17 protein-coding genes are annotated in these 17605 nt (G+C 61.4%); 11 read left to right on the top strand and 6 right to left on the bottom strand.

Features of this window, described 5'->3' with window-relative positions:
* Positions 1 to 36: 36 nt before the first annotated feature.
* From ugpA to QQL79_RS07735, 4 genes are read left to right on the top strand one after another with little or no spacing between them, the layout of a single operon-like run.
* Positions 37 to 921 carry a sn-glycerol-3-phosphate ABC transporter permease UgpA gene (gene ugpA / locus QQL79_RS07750; RefSeq protein WP_284389549.1) on the top strand — a complete coding sequence of 295 codons (885 nt, stop codon included), beginning with the start codon at positions 37 to 39 and terminating at the stop codon, positions 919 to 921.
* 12 nt (positions 922 to 933) lie between these two features.
* Positions 934 to 1782: a sn-glycerol-3-phosphate ABC transporter permease UgpE gene (gene ugpE, locus QQL79_RS07745; RefSeq protein ID WP_284389547.1), complete on the top strand. Its 849-nt coding sequence runs from the start codon at positions 934 to 936 to the stop codon at positions 1780 to 1782.
* Positions 1783 to 1787: 5 nt separating this feature from the next.
* On the top strand, positions 1788 to 2828 hold the full coding sequence (locus tag QQL79_RS07740; RefSeq protein ID WP_284389545.1) for a sn-glycerol-3-phosphate import ATP-binding protein UgpC: 1041 nt from the start codon (positions 1788 to 1790) through the stop codon (positions 2826 to 2828).
* Positions 2829 to 2872: 44 nt separating this feature from the next.
* Positions 2873 to 3667: a DeoR/GlpR family DNA-binding transcription regulator gene (locus tag QQL79_RS07735; RefSeq protein WP_284389543.1), complete on the top strand. Its 795-nt coding sequence runs from the start codon at positions 2873 to 2875 to the stop codon at positions 3665 to 3667.
* On the opposite strand, the gene QQL79_RS07730 is transcribed toward QQL79_RS07735, so the two are convergent.
* Together QQL79_RS07730 and QQL79_RS07725 are read right to left on the bottom strand one after the other, a co-directional pair.
* Positions 3664 to 4455, bottom strand: a complete 792-nt coding sequence (locus QQL79_RS07730; protein ID WP_284389542.1) for a creatininase family protein — start codon at positions 4453 to 4455, stop codon at positions 3664 to 3666. The two genes, QQL79_RS07735 and QQL79_RS07730, sit on opposite strands and share 4 nt — an antisense overlap.
* 10 nt (positions 4456 to 4465) lie before the next feature.
* Complete coding sequence (locus QQL79_RS07725) at positions 4466 to 4855, bottom strand: RidA family protein (RefSeq protein WP_284389540.1); 390 nt, start codon at positions 4853 to 4855, stop codon at positions 4466 to 4468.
* A gap of 210 nt (positions 4856 to 5065) precedes the next feature.
* Between QQL79_RS07725 and QQL79_RS07720 the strand changes: the two genes are divergently transcribed.
* From QQL79_RS07720 to mazG, 7 genes are all read left to right on the top strand, one after another.
* Complete coding sequence (locus QQL79_RS07720; RefSeq protein WP_284389538.1) at positions 5066 to 6076, top strand: ABC transporter substrate-binding protein; 1011 nt, start codon at positions 5066 to 5068, stop codon at positions 6074 to 6076.
* A gap of 128 nt (positions 6077 to 6204) precedes the next feature.
* A complete protein-coding gene (locus QQL79_RS07715) occupies positions 6205 to 6969 on the top strand; it encodes an ABC transporter ATP-binding protein (protein ID WP_284392838.1) in 765 nt (254 codons plus the stop codon).
* Positions 6966 to 7829, top strand: coding sequence for an ABC transporter permease (locus QQL79_RS07710; RefSeq protein WP_370461188.1), 864 nt, complete (start codon positions 6966 to 6968; stop codon positions 7827 to 7829). The genes QQL79_RS07715 and QQL79_RS07710 overlap by 4 nt, the downstream gene beginning before the upstream one ends.
* A 1-nt stretch (position 7830) precedes the next feature.
* Positions 7831 to 9141: a cytosine deaminase gene (locus QQL79_RS07705; RefSeq protein ID WP_284389536.1), complete on the top strand. Its 1311-nt coding sequence runs from the start codon at positions 7831 to 7833 to the stop codon at positions 9139 to 9141.
* A 5-nt stretch (positions 9142 to 9146) separates the two neighbouring features.
* A complete protein-coding gene (locus QQL79_RS07700) occupies positions 9147 to 10547 on the top strand; it encodes an FAD-binding oxidoreductase (protein WP_284389531.1) in 1401 nt (466 codons plus the stop codon).
* On the top strand, positions 10547 to 11137 hold the full coding sequence (locus tag QQL79_RS07695; RefSeq protein ID WP_284389530.1) for an NAD(P)H-dependent oxidoreductase: 591 nt from the start codon (positions 10547 to 10549) through the stop codon (positions 11135 to 11137). The genes QQL79_RS07700 and QQL79_RS07695 overlap by 1 nt, the downstream gene beginning before the upstream one ends.
* 34 nt (positions 11138 to 11171) lie before the next feature.
* Positions 11172 to 11987 carry a nucleoside triphosphate pyrophosphohydrolase gene (gene mazG, locus QQL79_RS07690; protein WP_284389528.1) on the top strand — a complete coding sequence of 272 codons (816 nt, stop codon included), beginning with the start codon at positions 11172 to 11174 and terminating at the stop codon, positions 11985 to 11987.
* Here mazG and hflX read toward each other — a convergent pair.
* From hflX to QQL79_RS07670, 4 genes are all read right to left on the bottom strand, one after another.
* On the bottom strand, positions 11984 to 13363 hold the full coding sequence (gene hflX, locus QQL79_RS07685) for a GTPase HflX (protein WP_284389526.1): 1380 nt from the start codon (positions 13361 to 13363) through the stop codon (positions 11984 to 11986). The genes mazG and hflX overlap by 4 nt on opposite strands.
* Before the next feature lie 9 nt (positions 13364 to 13372).
* Positions 13373 to 13621 (bottom strand): RNA chaperone Hfq, encoded by a 249-nt coding sequence (hfq, locus tag QQL79_RS07680; protein ID WP_035096785.1) that lies wholly within the window; start codon positions 13619 to 13621, stop codon positions 13373 to 13375.
* A 178-nt stretch (positions 13622 to 13799) separates the two neighbouring features.
* Entirely contained in the window at positions 13800 to 15182 is a 1383-nt protein-coding gene (gene ntrX, locus QQL79_RS07675; RefSeq protein ID WP_284389523.1) for a nitrogen assimilation response regulator NtrX, read from the bottom strand.
* Positions 15182 to 17518 (bottom strand): sensor histidine kinase NtrY-like, encoded by a 2337-nt coding sequence (locus QQL79_RS07670; protein WP_284389521.1) that lies wholly within the window; start codon positions 17516 to 17518, stop codon positions 15182 to 15184. The genes ntrX and QQL79_RS07670 overlap by 1 nt, the downstream gene beginning before the upstream one ends.
* Between the last annotated feature and the right edge of the window lie 87 nt (positions 17519 to 17605).

Raw genomic sequence — 17605 nt, 5'->3', positions numbered from 1 at the left:
AACCGTGCATCAGACACGGCGTGAATGAGGCGGAGCATGCAGGCCAAGCGAACCATTTTCCCCAATAAGGTCCTCCCCTATGTGCTGCTTGTTCCGCAGCTCGCAGTGACCTTGATCTTTTTCATCTGGCCGGCATTGCAGGCTGTCAAATCCTCGTTCGAGCGCGAAGATCCATTCGGCTTCAAGACGACATTCGTCTGGTTCGAGAATTACCGGCGGCTGTTTGGCGAGGCGAGCTATCTCGGCTCGCTGGGCAAGACGGCGGTGTTCGCCATCAGCGTCACCGCGCTTTCGATGTGCCTGTCGCTGCTGCTGGCCGTGGCCGTCAATCGCGTATTGCGGACCAATCGGCTCTATACGACATTGCTGGTCTGGCCCTATGCCGTGGCGCCGGTGGTGGTGGGCATTCTGTGGTGGTTCATGTTCAACCCCACGATCGGCATTGCGCCCTATATGTTGCGGGCAATCGGCGTGAGCTGGAACCATCGGGTGGACGGCGTGGATGCGATGGTCCTGGTCATCATCGCCGCCAGCTGGAAGCAGATATCGTACAATTTCCTGTTCTTCGTGGCGGGCTTGCAATCGGTGCCGCAATCGCTGATCGAAGCCGCGGCCATCGATGGCGCCGGTCCCTTCAAGCGCTTCTGGACGATCGTCTTTCCGCTGCTGTCCCCGACCACGTTTTTCCTGCTCATCGTCAACATCAACTACGCCATGTTCGATACGTTCGGCATTATCGATGCGACGACCCAGGGCGGGCCGGCCCAGGCCACCAATATCCTGGTGTACAAGGTCTATTCGGACGGTTTCCTGGGCCTCAATATCGGCTCCTCTTCAGCGCAGTCGGTTGTCCTGATGCTGATCGTCATCGCCCTCACCGCAATCCAGTTCCGCTTCGTCGAGCGGCGCGTGCAATACTAGGGAGCGGCGCAAATGGTTGAAAACAGACCCTTTCTGGCATTTCTCACGCATCTCGTCCTCATCCTGGGCGTCGTGATCGTGGTGTTCCCGGTCTACCTGGCCTTCATCGCCTCGACCCATGGTCCGGGTGATTTCATGCGCGGCCTGGTCCCCCTGCTGCCAGGGCCGCATATGATCGAAAACTACAGCTTCATGCTCAACGAGGGCATATCGAGCGCCGGGGCCCCGCCCCTGTCGATCATGCTGCTCAATTCGCTGGTCATGGCCATCCTGATCGCCGTGGGCAAGATCATCATCTCGATCCTGTCGGCCTATGCGATCGTCTTCTTCAAGTTCCCGTTCCGGCTATTGGCATTCTGGATCATCTTCATCACGCTGATGCTGCCGGTCGAAGTGCGCATCATCCCCACCTTCAAGGTCGTGTCCGACCTGGGAATGCTCAATTCCTATCCGGGCCTCATCATCCCCCTGATTGCCTCGGCCACCGCGACCTTCCTCTTCCGCCAGTTCTTCCTCACCGTGCCGGACGAGCTGATGGAGGCCGCGCGTGTCGACGGAGCAGGCCCAATGAAGTTCTTCCGCGATATCCTGCTGCCGTTGAGCCGCACCAATATCGCGGCGCTTTTCGTCATCCTCTTCATCTATGGCTGGGTGCAGTATCTCTGGCCGCTCCTGGTGACCACGGACAGCCGCTATTACACGGTCGTCATGGGCATCAAGCGGCTGGCCGCTACGGCCGATTCCGAGCCGCAATGGAACTTTGTCATGGCCGCCGTGATGCTGGCCATGCTGCCCCCCGTCCTTGTCGTCATCCTGATGCAGCGCCTTTTCGTCAAAGGCCTGGTCGAAACCGAGAAATAAGCACCATGGCAAGCATCGACATTTCAGGCGTCAAAAAGGTCTATGCCGGCGGCGTCACTGCAATCCACAGCCTCGACCTGGCCATTCCCGACGGCGAACTCGTCGTGCTGGTTGGCCCCTCGGGCTGCGGAAAATCCACATTGCTGCGCATGATCGCGGGCCTCGAAGCCATTACCGAAGGAACGATTTCAATCGGCGGCGCGGTGGTGAACGCCAAGGAGCCGGCCGAGCGCGACATCGCCATGGTGTTCCAGAATTACGCGCTCTATCCGCATATGACGGTGCGCGGCAATCTCGAATATGGCCTCAAGAATCGCGGCACCCCGCGCGACGAGATCGACCGCCGCGTCACCGAGGCGGCGCGGATTCTCGAAATCGAGCCCTTTTTGGAACGGCGGCCGCGGCAATTGTCCGGGGGCCAGCGTCAGCGCGTCGCCATGGGGCGGGCCATTGTGCGGCAGCCCAAGGCCTTCCTGTTCGACGAGCCGCTGTCCAATCTCGATGCCAAGTTGCGGGGGCAGATGCGTATCGAAATCAAGCGCCTGCAGCGCAGCCTGGCCACCACCAGCGTCTATGTGACTCATGATCAGCTTGAGGCCATGACCCTGGCGGATCGGCTCGTCGTGATGAATGCCGGCCGGATCGAGCAGGTCGGCGCCCCCATTTCGCTCTATGAGCGGCCCGCAACGCTGTTCGTGGCCGGTTTCATCGGTTCGCCGCCGATGAATCTGATCGAGCTGGCCTATCTGCAGAGCAAAGGGACGCTCGAGCTGCCGGCGAATACCGATCTCGTCGGCATCAGGCCCGATACAATCCACCTCACCCCACCGCAGGGGCCACATATCGCGTTAGACGCAACGGTCGAGCTTTACGAGCCGATTGGCGGCGAGAGCCATCTGCATATGCGGCTCGAAGGCAGCGGACAGCTGATCGTTGCCGCTGTACCGGCACGAACGGCAGCTACTGAAGGGGCGACGGTAAAGCTATATGTCGGCAATGCCGACCTGCACCCGTTCAACAAGGAAACCGGCCGTCGTACGGATTAGGGCGCTGAGCGACGGTCCCCAACCATTTGTATCCGAGTTAGATGATGTCCGACCCTCGGCTTTCCGAACGGCAGAACGATATTCTCGCACGAATCGGCGCACGCGGCGTGCAGCAGATCGACATGCTGGCGCGCGACTATGGCCTGACGACCCAAAGCATCAGGCGGGACATCAACTTCCTCTGCTCCCTGGGACTGGCGAGACGCCTGCATGGCGGCGTCGACCTGCCGGTCATGCCGCAGAATACTCCGGTCAATGCGCGTGCCAGGCTCCACGGCCCGGCAAAGCGCCTCATCGCGGAGCGTATTGCGCAGGACATTCCGGATGGATCGACCATATTTCTGGGCATCGGAACGACGGTGCAGTTCACGGCCGAAGCGCTGCGCAACCATACCGGGCTGACGGTGGTCACCAATAATGTGGATGTTGCGCTCATCCTGGGCAATGTGCCGGGGATTGAGCTGCATCTTACCGGTGGGGTCTGGCGCTCCAACGACCGGGACTTAGTCGGTCCGGAGGCCAGCCGGTATTTCGAGAAATTCCATGCCACCCACTCGGTCGTGGGCGCGGGCGGCTTGCATCCGGTCAGCGGGGCGCTGGATTTCAGCTATGGCGACGCGCAGATCACCAATGCCATCATCCAGAATTCGCGGACGCGATATTTGGCGGCCGATGTCAGCAAGTGGGGGCGGTCGGCCGCCGTTCGCGTGGCGGCCTTTTCGCAGTTCAGCTATCTGGTGACCGACAGCCTGCCCGAGCAGGCCGATACGAGACATGCGCTGCGCGATAGCGGGGTCGCGGTCATCGTCTGCGACGAAGGCGCACAAGACGCCGGCTAGCGGCGCCCCGGAAGCGGCATGCGCTCGATCTCAGCCAGTACTTCGAGCATGCCGGCGACATTGTGTTCGGCGATCTCACGGCCCTTTTCGGCCGTGGCGAGCGAGGCATCGCCCACCGCCCCGCTTGGATTGATGTCGGAAGCGATCCACGCATAGGTGTGCCCGAAAGCGCCCGTGGGCCGGAGATATGTGAACTCGGCCTCGTCGCGCGCAGCGATGGAGACAAAGTTTTCCGCCCGGCTCATATCGACGAGGTCGGGCCGGAAATGCAGGATCAGCGAGGTTTCCGCATCGCCGCCATGGATGCCGTGGCGGCGCTCCTGATCGCTCAGCAAGCCGGATGGGGTGAAGCGCCACCCGCTTTTGACGGCCAGCATGTCTGCCTGCACGCGCAACTCGCGGGCGACGATACCCATGATCTCTTCATTGCCGCCATGGGAGTTGACGAAGATGATCTTGCGCACCCCTGCCCGCGCAACCTCTAGCCCGATCTGCGTCCAGGCATCGATCAGATTGGTCGCCTTATGGCTCAACGTCCCCTTCGCCCAGATATGCTCGTTGGATTTGCCGATGGCCTGGACCGGCAGAATACGGATATCGAGCTCGGCCGGTGCACGCTCAGCGAGCAGCTCCATCATCGATTGATTGATGATGGTGTCGGTGCCGACCGGAAGGTGCGGTCCATGCTGCTCCACGGCCGCTATCGGCAAAATGGCGATGGTCTTTGCGGGGTCGATCGTGCTGAAGTCGGACGCTGAAAAGTCTGTCCACCAGATCTTGCGGGTCATAAAGGGTTCCTTACGCCGGGCCGGCGGCAATGGCTTCGATCTCGACCACGAATTCTGGCCGGGCAAAGCCCGAAACGATCATCAAGGTGGAGGCGGGATAAGGCTCGGCGAACAGCGCATTCCGCACTCCCATATAGTCCGGCAGATGTTCCCTGCCCGTCACATAGGCGTTGATGCGGATGATATTGGCCAGCGTCATGCCGGCTTCAACCAGAATGGCCGAAATATTGTCGAAGCAGATGCGCGTCTGCCCGGCGCAATCGGGTGGCACGAGCTTGTCGGCGCCGATGCCCAACTGCCCCGAGCAAAACACCAGACGCTGTCCGGCCGGCACGACAATGCCGTGGCTGTAGGGGGCAAAAGGAGGATGAATCTGGGTGGGAGAAAGCGGCGTCGCCATGGTCGGAAGTTTCCTTGCGCTGGCGATGCTAGCGGCGAGTAAACCGCTTGCCTAGCCCAAATTGCAGAATTTGCATGCATGGCAGGCATTTTCACATACTGCCCATTTTTTGACTTCACAACGCGACAAGACAGGGACAACAATTGCGCAGGCGACAGTGTCGCACAAAAATTGGTCGTGGCTGCTGTCAGCCAATGCCGGGGAGCGCAAATGCACGATTTCATCAAACTCGTCTCATCGTCGGTTCTTATCCTTGGGGGGCTTAGCGCCGCTGCGGCAGCGCAGGACAAGGTCACCTTCGGCACCAATTGGCTCGCTCAGGCCGAGCATGGCGGCTATTACCAGGCGGTCGCCGATGGCACTTATGCGAAATACGGTCTGGAAGTGACCATTCGCCAAGGCGGGCCGCAGGCGCCCAATGGGCAATTGCTGGTGGCCGGCCAGCTCGATTTCTACATGGGTGGCATGGGCACGATCGACTCGATCTCGCGCGGCATTCCCGTCATTACCGTCGCGGCGATCTTCCAGAAGGATCCGCAGGTGCTGCTGGCGCATCCCGACGCACCCTTTACCGACCTGGCGAGCCTGACCGGCGCTAGCAGGATGATCCTGGGCAAGGACAGCCTGTTCAGCGGCTTCTGGCCCTGGATGAAGTCGACAATGGAGGGCTTCTCGGACGACAAATACGAGCCCTATACCTTCAACCCGGCCCCCTTCATCGCCGATCCGCTGGCTGTTCAGCAGGGCTACCTGACTTCCGAGCCCTACGAGATCGAACGCCAGACCGGCTGGGCGCCGAAAATCTACCTGCTCGCCGACTTTGGCTATGATCCATATTCCACCGCCATCGAAACGCGGCAGGAGATCGTGGACAACAATCCTGACCTGGTGCAGCGCTTCGTCGATGCCTCCATTATCGGCTGGTACAATTATCTCTATGGCGACAACACCGCCGCCAATGAGCTGATCAAAAAGGACAATCCTGAGATGACCGACGGTCAGCTCGCCTTCTCGCTGGCCAAGCTCAAGGAATATGGCGTGGTCATCTCAGGCGAGGCCGAAACCCAGGGCATTGGCTGCATGACGGCCGAGCGCTGGCAGGCCTTCTACGACATGATGGTCACGGCAGGCGTCTACGAGGCCGGCATCGATATTTCCAAATCCTTCTCGACCGCGTTCGTCTGCAAGGGCGTGGGGCTGGATCTGGCCAAGGCCGACTAAGACGTCGACGATCGGCACGGGCAATCCCGTCCGTGCCGTTTTGACCCTAATCCGGGTTTCCGATATTGACCGATACAGCCGCCGCCGCTCGCCTCCCCGAGGTTGAATCCTCCCGCGCCATCGTCTCGATGCGCAACGTCACCAAAGTGTTCTCCAATGGCACTCTGGCGCTTAAGGACATGTCGCTGGACGTGAAGGGCGGCGAGTTCATCTCGCTGCTCGGACCATCCGGTTGCGGCAAGTCGACAGCCCTGCGCATCATTGCCGGACTGGGCGCGCCGAGTTCGGGCAATATCGATTGGCCCTCGTCCAAGATTAACGCCAAGGGCCTGCCCGAGGGCGATGTCGGCTTTGTCTTCCAGGACCCCACCCTGATGCCCTGGGCCACGGTCTTCGACAATGTGCACCTGCCGCTCAAGCTGCAGGGCGTCGCCAAGGCGGATGCTCAAAACCGCATCATGGAAGGGCTGGCCAGCGTCGGCCTGGCCGATTTCGCCAAGGCCTATCCGCGAGAGCTGTCGGGCGGCATGCGCATGCGGGTCTCCATCGCGCGCGCCATGGTCACGCGGCCCAGGCTGCTGCTGATGGATGAGCCCTTCGCGGCGCTCGACGAAATTACCCGCCAGAAGCTCAATGACGACGTTTTGCGGCTGTGGAGCCAGTTTGGCATGACAGTGATCTTCGTGACCCACTCGGTCTACGAGTCCGCCTATCTCTCCAGCCGTATCGTGGTGATGCGCGCGCGGCCAGGCCAGGTGTTCACCGATATGCAGATTGCCCAGCCAGCGATACGCGACCACGATTATCGCACCTCGGAGGGCTATCGGCAGACCTGCCAGACCGTTTCGGATGCCCTGCAACGCGCCATCCATGCCGCGGAGATCGCATCATGAACCAGATCAAGACCATGGCCTCCGGCGAGGCCGGCACCGATAGCGCCGTCGCCGCCCTGCTGCCGCGCACCAGCCGAAATGAGAAGATCATCCGCGTGGCCGTACCCGTCCTGGCGCTGGCCTCGGCCATCCTGCTCTGGCACATGGTGGTGACGGTCAACAGCATCCCCAAATATATCCTGCCGGGACCGGTCGATGTCGCTATCGCGCTGTTCACCGACTCCGCCACCCTCTGGCCGGCTTTGCTCGTCACGCTCAAGATCACCTTCATGGCCCTGGCCCTGGCGCTGGTCGGCGGCGTGGGCCTGGCAATCCTGCTGGTGCAATCACGCATTCTCGAGCTGGCGCTGTTTCCCTTCGCGGTCATCCTGCAGGTGACGCCGATGATAGCCATCGCGCCGCTCCTGCTGATTTATGCCCCTGATACGCAGACCGCCCTGCTCATCTGCGCCTTTATCGTGGCCTTCTTCCCCATTCTGTCCAACATGGCGCAGGGGCTGAAAAGCGTCGATCATAACCTGCTCAATCTATTCGAACTCTATGGCGCATCGTCCTGGCAGACACTGATCTATCTCAAGATACCGGCCTCCATGCCCTATTTCATGGCCGGCCTCAGGATTGGCGGTGGCCTGTCGCTGATTGCTGCCGTGGTCGCGGAATTCGCCGCCGGTTCCGCCGGTCAGGGCGCGGGCCTCGCCTTCCGGCTGCTGGAAAGCCAATATCGGCTAAACCTGCCCCGGCTTTTCGTGGCGCTGCTGATGCTGTGCGGCACCGGCATTGCGATTTTTGGGCTGACTTCGTTTATCTCCTGGCTGACGCTGCATCGCTGGCACGAGAGCGCGATCAAGCGGGAGAATTGAGTTGACCATCGCGATACCCTCGACTGGCCGCTACACGCTTGCCAATGCCAATGTGCCTGCCGCGGTGATGGGAGAGCCCAATTCCGGGGCCCTGCGGCTGGTCGATATCGATATTGCCGATGGCATGATCACAAGCATTGCGCCTGCCCGCGGCGGCCCCGCAGATGCCACGCGTATCGAGCTCGATCGCGGGCTCGTGCTGCCGGCCTTCGTGGATATGCATACCCATCTCGACAAGGGACATATCTGGCCGCGCAAGCAAAACCCGGATGGCACCTGGCTTGGTGCGCTGATGGCCGTCGGCGAGGACCGGCAGGCCAATTGGGCCGCTTCCGATGTCGAGCGCCGGATGGATTTCGCCCTGCGCTGCGCCTGGGCGCATGGCTCCGCGGCCATTCGAACGCATATCGATAGCGCCCCGCCCCAGCACGAAATCTCCTGGGATATTCTTGAATCCATGCAGGCGCGCTGGGCCGGCCGCATCGAATTGCAGGCCGTGGCGCTGATCGGCCCCGACGATATTCTGAACGCCGACAATCTGCGGGCTGTCGCCACGCGCACCAAGGCTGCCAAGGGGCTGCTGGGTGGCTCGACCGGCGTTCATCCGGACAATCCCGCCATCATGCGGGCACTCCTGGAAATGGCGGGCAGCCTTGACCTCGATGTCGATCTGCATATCGACGAGACGGGAGACCCCGCTGCCGATGCCTTGCAGTGCCTGGCCGATGCGGTCATCGAAACGGGCTTTGCCGGCAAGGTCACGGCCGGCCATTGCTGCGCCATCGCGATCCAGCCCGAGCCGACAGCCATGGCGACGATCGAGCGGGTGGCGCGAGCCGGCATTGCCGTGGTTTCGCTGCCGATCTGCAATATGTATCTGCAGGACCGCCGCAATATCGAGGGCGTGCGGACACCGCGCTGGCGGGGTGTTACGCTGCTCAATGAACTCAAGGCAGCTGGTGTTTCCGTCGCCATGGCATCGGACAATACGCGCGACCCGTTTTACGCCTATGGCGACCTGGATGGTTTTGAGGTGCTGCGCGAGGGGGCGCGTATCCTCCATTTCGACCATCCGCAAAGCGAAGCCTTTGGCTGGGTCCGATCGGTCAGCGCCGACCCGGCGACGATCGGTGGCTTCAGCTATTCGGGAACAATCAGTGCGGGAGGACCGGCCGAGCTCGTCCTGTTCCGTGCCCGCAACTGGACCGAACTGATGGCACGGCCGCAGACCGACCGCACCATACTGCGCCGGGGCGCGCCCATAGATACCGCCCTGCCCGATTATCGCGAACTCGACGACCTGATGGGATGACCAGCATGAGCATTTCAAACTTCCGCGCGGACCTTGGCGACATCCCGGTCGAAGATCACCCCCGTATCGTGCAGCAGCGCAGCCGCGACCATTACTGGTATTCTCCCGTTCTTAAGGCCAAGCTCGATCATGTAACGGCGGAGGTCGTCGTCTCGCCACGCTCCAACGAGGAGGTGAAGCGCGTTCTGGCCGCCGCCTTCCGCCATGGCGTCGCGATTACTCCGCGTGGCGCCGGCACGGGCAATTACGGCCAGGCCATGCCGCTTTCGGGTGGCGCCATGCTCAACCTCATGAACATGGACAAGGTCCTGGACATCAAGAAGGATCGCGTCCGGGCGCAAGCCGGCGCGGTGCTGGAACAGATCGACCACCAGACACGTGCGGCAGTCGACGGGGAATTGCGCTTTCACCCTTCGACCTACCGTATGGCCAGCATAGGTGGGTTCATCGCCGGCGGCTCAGGCGGGGTCGGCTCGGTGCGCTGGGGTGGGCTGCGCAATCTCGGCAGCATTCTCGGCGTCAAGGTCATCACCTGCGAAGAAACGCCGCGCGAACTCGATCTGGTGGGCGAGGACGTTCTCAAGGTCGCCCATGCCTATGGCACCAATGGCATCATCGTCGAAGCGGAAATGCCGCTGACACAGGCCCATGACTGGGTCGACATGATGGTCGGGTTCGACGATTTCATCGATGCCTGCCGCTTCGGCGGCGCCGTGGCGCTGCAGGATGGATTGCTGGTCAAGGAGGTAGCGCCCTGCGCGGCGCCGATCCCCCAGGACTATTTCAACCGCCACAAACCCTATATCCGCGACGGGCAATCCGTCGTGCTGCTGATGGTGGCGCCTGTCGCGGTCGATGCGATGACCCTGTTCATCGCCCATCACAAGGGCGAAATGCTCTACCGCTCGGACCTGGCCAGCGAAGAGGAGCGCAGGCGCCTGCCGCCCATTTACGAGCTGGCGTGGAACCACACGACACTCCGCGCGCTCAAGGTCGATCCGACGATCACCTATCTCCAGACCCGCTATCCCACTGTCGCCCATGTCGAAAAGATCATCTCGATCCTGGGCGACGAACTGCCCATGCATATCGAGGTCGGCCGGCAGGACGGCGTGGTCATGTATGGCGGCCTGCCGCTGGTGCGTTACACGACGGAAGAGCGGCTCAACGAGATCATTCGCATTCACGAAGAAAACGGCTGCACAGTATTCAATCCGCATCGTTACACGCTTGAGGAAGGCGGCATGAAGCGGACCGATCAGAAACAGCTCGATTTCAAGCGTGAGGCCGATCCCAAGGGCATGCTCAACCCCGGCAAGATGATCGCCTGGGATGATCCGGACTTCGATTTCAACGCCGGCCGGGCCTGGCTGTTCGACGGGCTCAACCCGGTGAGCGCGGCCTGATGCGCGTTCATGTCGTCCATGCCCACCCGGTCGAAACCAGTTTCAATCGCGCCCTTTTCAACGCAATCGTAGAAGAGCTTGCGGCAAAGGGACATGAGGTCGACGCTCTCAATCTCTATGACGAGCAGTTCGATGCCGTGCTGAGCCGGGACGAACGCCTCAATTATCATGACGTGCCGGCCAATCTGACGCCGGAGATCAAGCCTTATGTGGACCGGCTGCGGGCGGCAGACGCGATCGTCTTCGTGCATCCTGTGTGGAATTATGGATATCCCGCTATTCTTAAAGGATATTTTGACCGCGTATTTGTGCCGGGCGTTGCCTTTGTCATGGAAGGGGGCGGGGATCGCGGGCGGCTTGTTCCCAATTTGCGAAACATCAAAAAGGCGGCCTTCGTCACGACCTATGGCGGCAATCGCTTCCGCACCATGATCATGGGCGATCCACCCCGGCGCATCGCGCGCCGCTGGGGCTGGGCGACATTCCGCACGCTTCCGCGATACCTGGCGCTCTACGATATGAACAATTGCACGCCGGATCAGCTCAACGGCTTCATTCAGGCGGTTCGCAGCGAGATCGGCAAGTTCTAAGCTCGGGGTCCGATTCCCCGCTTCGAGCCCCGCCATGCAACCCTCCCGCGACATTTCCCGCCTCATCGAGATCATGGCCGCGTTGCGCAATCCGGTCGGCGGTTGCCCATGGGACCTCGAGCAGGATTTCTCCACCATCCGCCACTATACGATCGAGGAAGCCTACGAGGTTGCCGACGCCATCGAGAGGCAGGACTTTTCCGACCTGCGGGAAGAGCTGGGCGATCTGCTGCTGCAACCCGTCTATCATGCGCAAATGGCCAGCGAGGCCGGGCAGTTTGACATTGGCGACGTGATCTACGGCATCACCGAAAAACTGATCCGCCGGCATCCGCATGTTTTCGGCCATGTGGACGCCAATGATTCCAACGCCGCCAAGGGCCGTTGGGAGGCGATCAAGGCTCAGGAGCGCGCGGCCAAGGCGGAACGGAAGGGGGAGACCACGCCTTCGGTGCTTGATGACGTGCCCACGCCCCTGCCGGCCCTGGCGCGAGCGGAAAAGCTCACCAAGCGTGCCGCCAAGGTCGGGTTCGACTGGCCCGATTATGCAGCCGTGCGAGCCAAGGCCGCGGAGGAACTAGCCGAGGTCGACGATGCCGTGGCGGCAGGAAACCACGCCGCGACGCATGAGGAAATCGGCGACCTGCTGTTTGCCGTGGTCAACCTGGCCCGGCATGCCGGCGTCGATGCCGAGGCCGCCTTGCGCGACGCCAATCTCAAATTCACCCGGCGCTTCCACTATGTCGAGGCCAGGTGCCGGGAGGACGGCATCGAGCCGGGCGCTGCCGGGCTCGACCGGCTGGATGGGTATTGGAACGAAATCCGCAAGGCCGACAAGGCTTCCGGCTAAGCGTCGGAAGCCTCGATCCGGCCGTTGAAGCGCTCCAGGAACGCTGCCTTGTGGCGGGGCTCCACCCTGACGACGAAGCCTGAACCTTTCTCGGTCGCTTCGTCCCGCGAAATGATTTCGGTATGCGAATGCAGCCAGCCGATATCGCTGCCCGCGCTATGCGGCACATGCACGTGATAGGTGCGGCTCTTATCCGTCAGGGCGGCCTCGATGGCCAGCTTGAGGGCTTCCAGCCCCTGCCCTGTCTTGGCCGAAACCGGAACCACGGCCGCAACGCGCCCGGCCGGGCTGATCGCAGCAAGGGTCTCTTCGGGCGAACTATCCGCGCCTTCCAGCAGGTCGATCTTGTTCCAGACCTCGATGATCGGCGTCGTTTCCGCCGACACGCCGAGATCCTCCAACACCTTGAGCACATCGAGCGCTTGCGCCAGGTGGTCGGGATTGGCGACATCGCGGGCATGCAGGATCACATCGGCATCGACCACTTCTTCCAGGGTCGCGCGGAAAGCGGCGACCAGATCGGTCGGCAGATCGGCTACGAAACCCACCGTGTCGCTCAGGATGACCTCGCGCCCATGCGGCAGTTCCAGCCTGCGGACCGTGGTGTCCAGGGTGGCGAAGAGCAGGTCCTCGGCGAAGACCCCTGCCCCGGTCAAGGTATTGAACAGGCTCGATTTCCCGGCATTGGTATAGCCGACCAGGGCGACGATCGGGAATGGCGTATCGTCACGCTGCCGGCGTTGCTGGGCGCGGGTCTTCTTGACCTTTTCCAGGCGTTCTTCCAGCAGCACGATGCGATCGGTGAGCTGGCGCCGGTCGCTTTCGATCTGGGTTTCGCCGGGGCCACCCATAAAGCCCATGCCGCCGCTGCCGCGCTGGCGCTCAAGGTGGGTCCAGGAGCGCACCAGGCGGCTCTTCTGGTAATTGAGGTGGGCAAGCTCGACCTGCAGCACACCTTCACGGGTTGCCGCGCGCTCACCAAAAATTTCGAGAATGAGGCCGGTCCGGTCCAGCACCTTGGCGCCGGTTTCCTTTTCCAGATTGCGCTGCTGGATCGGATTGAGCGCGGCATCGACCAGCAACAGGTCAATCCCCTCTTCCTTGACCCGTCCGGCCAGCGTTTCGACATGTCCACCGCCGATAAAGGTTGCGGGCTTGATTTCGCGGACCTTGACGATTTCGGAGAAAATGATGTCCAGCCGGATAGCTCCGGCCAGGCCCTCGAACTCGGCCTTGCGCGCTTCGATGCTGTGCTGGGAAAAACTGCCGCGAACATCGGGGCAAATCAATCCGGCCCTGGTCGGCTGGGTCCGCCGATCGATAAACGCCTGCGGGCCGCCCTTTTGGACGGCCTCGTCGTCGTAAAAATCGCTCATATAAGCTCGTTAGTCGTCGTGGTTCTGTTCTGGATCGAACAGCTGGATCGGCGCGCCCGGCATGATCGTCGAGATGGCATGCTTATAGACCAGTTGGGACTGGGCGTCACGGCGCAGCAACAGGCAGAAATTGTCGAACCAGGTGATGACACCCTGCAGCTTGACACCGTTCACGAGAAAAATCGTGACCGGAACTTTCTGCTTGCGGACATGGTTGAGGAAAGAGTCCTGGAGATTTTGTTGTTTTTCACTAGCCATTTAGGTCTCTTTTCGCGGCATTTGTTGTCGCTGTTATAGTTGCGCTGGCTGGTCCAGACTGGGTGCGAAGGCCGATGCCCTGCCCCCATCGCAAAAGTGTATTCACTACACGTTAAACACTATGGCACAGAAGCCCAGGGCTGCCTACCCGCGCCCCGTGCATGGCTCCGGCGAATTTTCAGAGCCCCAGCGACTTGATTTTGCGATGCAGGGCGCTGCGTTCCATGCCGACAAACTCAGCGGTTTTGGAGATATTACCGCCGAAACGCTCGATCTGCGCCAGGAGGTATTGCCGCTCGAACACTTCGCGCGCGTCGCGCAGCGGCAGGCTCATCAGATGGGCCGAAGCGTCGGTATCGCCCACTGTCGGCAGGACCTCGCCAATGTCTGATGGCAGCATGGCGGCGGTAATCACGCCATCGTCCGGCTGCTGGTCCTTCATCAGAATCAGCAGACGTTCGATGGAATTGCGCAATTGCCGCGCATTGCCGGGCCATTCCTGCGCCTGCAGCACGGCGATCGCGTCATCCCCCACAGTCATGCGCTGCAGATTGTGCATGCGGCAAACCTGCTCGATGAAGACATTGACCAGTGGCGGCACGTCCTCGCGCCGCTCCTTGAGCGGCGTCAGCGGCAGGGGCACGATGGACAGGCGATGGAACAGGTCGGAGCGGAACTCGCCGCCTTCGATCTGGGCCGCAACGTTCTGTGAGCTGGACGAAATGATCCGCACATCGATGGGCACAGCCTGCGTGCCGCCCACGCGATTGAAGCGGTTCTCGACCAGGGTGCGCAACAGCGCCGCCTGGGTCTGGGCGGGCAGCGTCGTTACCTCGGAGAGATAAAGCGTGCCGCCATGCGCCTTTTCCAGCGCGCCGACTTCCACCTTGAGGATGCCGGTCTTTTCGCGCGCCTCGCGGCCGAACAGCACCACCGGCACTTCTTCAGGCGCATAGAGCGACGCATTGATCTCGACAAAGGGCGCATTGGCGCGCGGGCTGCGCTGATGGATCAGCCGCGCGACAAGACCCTTGCCGGCCCCTGATGGGCCGGAGACGAAGATACGCGAATTGGTGGGCGCGGATTTGTCGATAATGCCGCGCACTTGCTGCAGCGCCGGCGAGGTGCCCACCATATCCGCGCTCTTGGTCGCGGAACGCTCCTTGAGCTCGGCCACCTCATTGCGCAGGCGCGTGGCTTCCATGGCGCGCTGGGTGATGTGCAGCAGCCGGTCGATCTTGAATGGCTTTTCGATATAGTCATAGGCGCCGCGGCGAATGGCCGAAACAGCGGTTTCGACATTGCCATGCCCCGAGATCATCACCACCGGCATATCAGGATGCTGGCTCTGGAACACATCGAGCAATTGCAGCCCGTCCAGGCGCGACCCCTGCATCCAGATGTCGAGGAAGACCAGGCTTGGCCGGCGGCGGGCGATTTCGTTGAGCCCGCTATCGGCATCGTGGGCCTGACGGGTCTCGAACCCCTCGTCCTCCAGGATGCCGGCGATCAGGTCGCGGATATCGTCTTCGTCGTCGATGATCAGAATGTCGAGTGCCATTATTTGTGAACCGCTGCTGAGATGAGCGGCTCCTCCTGTTGCGAGAGGGCGGTTGGCGCCGCATCGGCACTGCCCTTCTCGGAAGTCTTCGTTGGCGATTGCAGGGGCAGCGTAAAGGTAACGCAGGCGCCGACCCGTCCAGTTGAATCGGGTTCGGCATCGACCAGTTCCACGATGCCGCCGTGTTGTTCGATAATTTTGGCGACGATGGCGAGACCTAGGCCCGTGCCCTTCTCCCGCGTGGTCATATAAGGCTCCAGCAGCCGCTGGCGGTTTTCGCTGGGCCAGCCCTTGCCATTGTCGGACACGTTGATCCGCGCGTGATTGCCTTCGATCTGGCCCTGCACCGTGATAGTGGGTATCCAATCGGAAGAAACGCTCACATTTTCAAAGGCTTCTACAGCGTTTTTGATCAGGTTAGTCAGGCTTTGCGAGATCAGCCGGCTGTCGAACCAGGCATAAATGGGCTCGTCCGGCAGATCGGTGTGGATGACCATTTCCGGCAGCCGGACGCTTTCGAGAAACACGGCCTGCCGGATGGTATCGGAGAGATCCGCCGTTTCCGGGGCCGCTTCAGGCATGCGGGCGAAGGCGGAAAACTCATCGACCATGCGCCCGATATCGCCCACCTGACGGACGATGGTGTTGATGCATTTGTCGAAGACATCGCGATCGTCCTCGAGCTTGGAGCCATAACGGCGGCGCAGGCGCTCGGCCGAAAGCTGGATGGGGGTCAGCGGGTTCTTGATTTCATGGGCAATGCGCCGGGCGACGTCGGCCCAGGCGCTGGTCCGCTGCGCCGATTCGAGATCGGTGATGTCATCGAAGGTCAGCACATACCCCTTGGATTCGGCGATAGATCCCTCACGGGTCAGCTGCACCTGGTAGGTACGCCGATCCGTCTCGTTGCCGAGTTGAATCTGATCGCGAACCTGGCCGCGGCGGGCCGAGCGGGCGCGCTCGAGGATCGGCGCCAATTGGGGCATGGCAACTTCAATCCGCTCACCCATAAGCCCGATTTCATCGCGGCCCAACATTTCGCAGGCACGTGCATTGACCAGTGTGACGGCGCCAAAGGGGTCGAGGCCGATAATACCGGCCGACACGCCTTCCACCACTGCTTCGGTAAACTGGCGGCGCTTTTCGTTCATCTCGCTGGCGGTCAGCAAATCCTCACGCTGGGATTTAAGCTGCAGGGTCATCTGATTGAACCCATTGGATAAATCGCGTAGATCGCCCCTACCCTCCTGCACCGGAACCTGTACGTCGAGGTCGCCGCGGCTGACGCGGCTGGAGGCAATCATCAAGTTTCGAATTGGGTCCACGAAGCGGTTCGCCAACGCGATACCGATCCAGAGCGCCGCCAGCAGCAACACCACGGCCAAGCCGACATACATGATGGTGAAGGTGATCTGGAAGACCAGGCGGTTGGATGCATACTGCCGGTATTCGGTAATATTCTCATCCGTCAGGCGCATATATTCGAGCACTTCGGCATCGACCGGCCGCGCGACGAAGAGGAACGTGTCGTCATAGCCACGAAGCTTGACGATGGACCCGACGAGATTGGTGCTACCCGGCGCGATGGCGCTCGGCACCCCCTCGACAACGCCCTGCGTAATGCCTTCAGGCAGCCTGGGATAGGCACCCTGGACGTTGATCTGGGCGCGCATAAGTGTATCGCCATCGCCATGAATGAGCGAGGTGAAGGGCAGTGAGCGCGTTACCGCCAAGGCCGTCAGGATGCGCTCGAAGCGGGCCCTGTCCTCTTCGAACGTACCGCGCGCCTGCTCAAGCTCGGTAGCGACCCAGATGATGTCGTCGCGCAATACCTGGGCATGCTCGAGCATGTAGGAGCGCGCTACAAGGCGCGAGCTTTCCACCATGGCCCGGGTGCGTTCGGAGAACCACTGATCGAGCCCCTGGTTGAGCGAGAAGGTCGCAACCACGGCCACAATGGCGGCGGGAATGGCGGCCACGATGGCAAACATCGTGACCATGCGGACCTGCATGCTGGAACCGGGCTGGCGCTGCGAGCGGGCCTGAATCAGCAGGACCGCTTCGGTGACAACCAGGGCGATCATCAGCAGGACAAGGATACCGGTGACGATCCAGATAACGGTCCATACCGTGGCGGAGGGCTCGATATTGGTCGCCCCCGACAGGATCAGGAACGAAATCGAAGACATCAGCACCGAGGCCGAAACCACGACAAAACCAAGGACACGCAAGGGTCTATTGGTATGGGCAGCAAAAAACGGCACACGAGAAGGGTGCGCTGCGTCGCTCCGCCGTGTCGGCGCAGGCTGGCTATCTATCGTCGCCGTTTCCGTCATAAAATGCCGCTTGGCACTCCATCTCTGCCACAGGAAGGCAGAGCCTGACCCAATTCGCGCGACCCTTCAAGATAATTGTTGCCAAAA

Origin of the sequence: Devosia yakushimensis (assembly GCF_030159855.1) — a bacterium.
In the GTDB taxonomy this organism is placed as follows: Bacteria; Pseudomonadota; Alphaproteobacteria; order Rhizobiales; family Devosiaceae; genus Devosia; species Devosia yakushimensis.
The sequence above is the reverse complement of the archived record's forward strand: the minus strand, read 5'-3'. Positions and strand labels throughout refer to the sequence as shown.

Bases quoted from the DNA above. Each gene is read 5' to 3' on its own strand.
- ugpA (WP_284389549.1), top strand. From the start codon at position 37: ATGCAGGCCAAGCGAACCATTTTCCCCAATAAGGTCCTCCCCTATGTG.
- ugpE (WP_284389547.1), top strand. From the start codon at position 934: ATGGTTGAAAACAGACCCTTTCTGGCATTTCTCACGCATCTCGTCCTC.
- QQL79_RS07740 (WP_284389545.1), top strand. From the start codon at position 1,788: ATGGCAAGCATCGACATTTCAGGCGTCAAAAAGGTCTATGCCGGCGGC.
- QQL79_RS07735 (WP_284389543.1), top strand. From the start codon at position 2,873: ATGTCCGACCCTCGGCTTTCCGAACGGCAGAACGATATTCTCGCACGA.
- QQL79_RS07730 (WP_284389542.1), bottom strand. From the start codon at position 4,455: ATGACCCGCAAGATCTGGTGGACAGACTTTTCAGCGTCCGACTTCAGC.
- QQL79_RS07725 (WP_284389540.1), bottom strand. From the start codon at position 4,855: ATGGCGACGCCGCTTTCTCCCACCCAGATTCATCCTCCTTTTGCCCCC.
- QQL79_RS07720 (WP_284389538.1), top strand. From the start codon at position 5,066: ATGCACGATTTCATCAAACTCGTCTCATCGTCGGTTCTTATCCTTGGG.
- QQL79_RS07715 (WP_284392838.1), top strand. From the start codon at position 6,205: ATGCGCAACGTCACCAAAGTGTTCTCCAATGGCACTCTGGCGCTTAAG.
- QQL79_RS07710 (WP_370461188.1), top strand. From the start codon at position 6,966: ATGAACCAGATCAAGACCATGGCCTCCGGCGAGGCCGGCACCGATAGC.
- QQL79_RS07700 (WP_284389531.1), top strand. From the start codon at position 9,147: ATGAGCATTTCAAACTTCCGCGCGGACCTTGGCGACATCCCGGTCGAA.
- QQL79_RS07695 (WP_284389530.1), top strand. From the start codon at position 10,547: ATGCGCGTTCATGTCGTCCATGCCCACCCGGTCGAAACCAGTTTCAAT.
- mazG (WP_284389528.1), top strand. From the start codon at position 11,172: ATGCAACCCTCCCGCGACATTTCCCGCCTCATCGAGATCATGGCCGCG.
- hflX (WP_284389526.1), bottom strand. From the start codon at position 13,363: ATGAGCGATTTTTACGACGACGAGGCCGTCCAAAAGGGCGGCCCGCAG.
- hfq (WP_035096785.1), bottom strand. From the start codon at position 13,621: ATGGCTAGTGAAAAACAACAAAATCTCCAGGACTCTTTCCTCAACCAT.
- ntrX (WP_284389523.1), bottom strand. From the start codon at position 15,182: ATGGCACTCGACATTCTGATCATCGACGACGAAGACGATATCCGCGAC.
- QQL79_RS07670 (WP_284389521.1), bottom strand. From the start codon at position 17,518: ATGACGGAAACGGCGACGATAGATAGCCAGCCTGCGCCGACACGGCGG.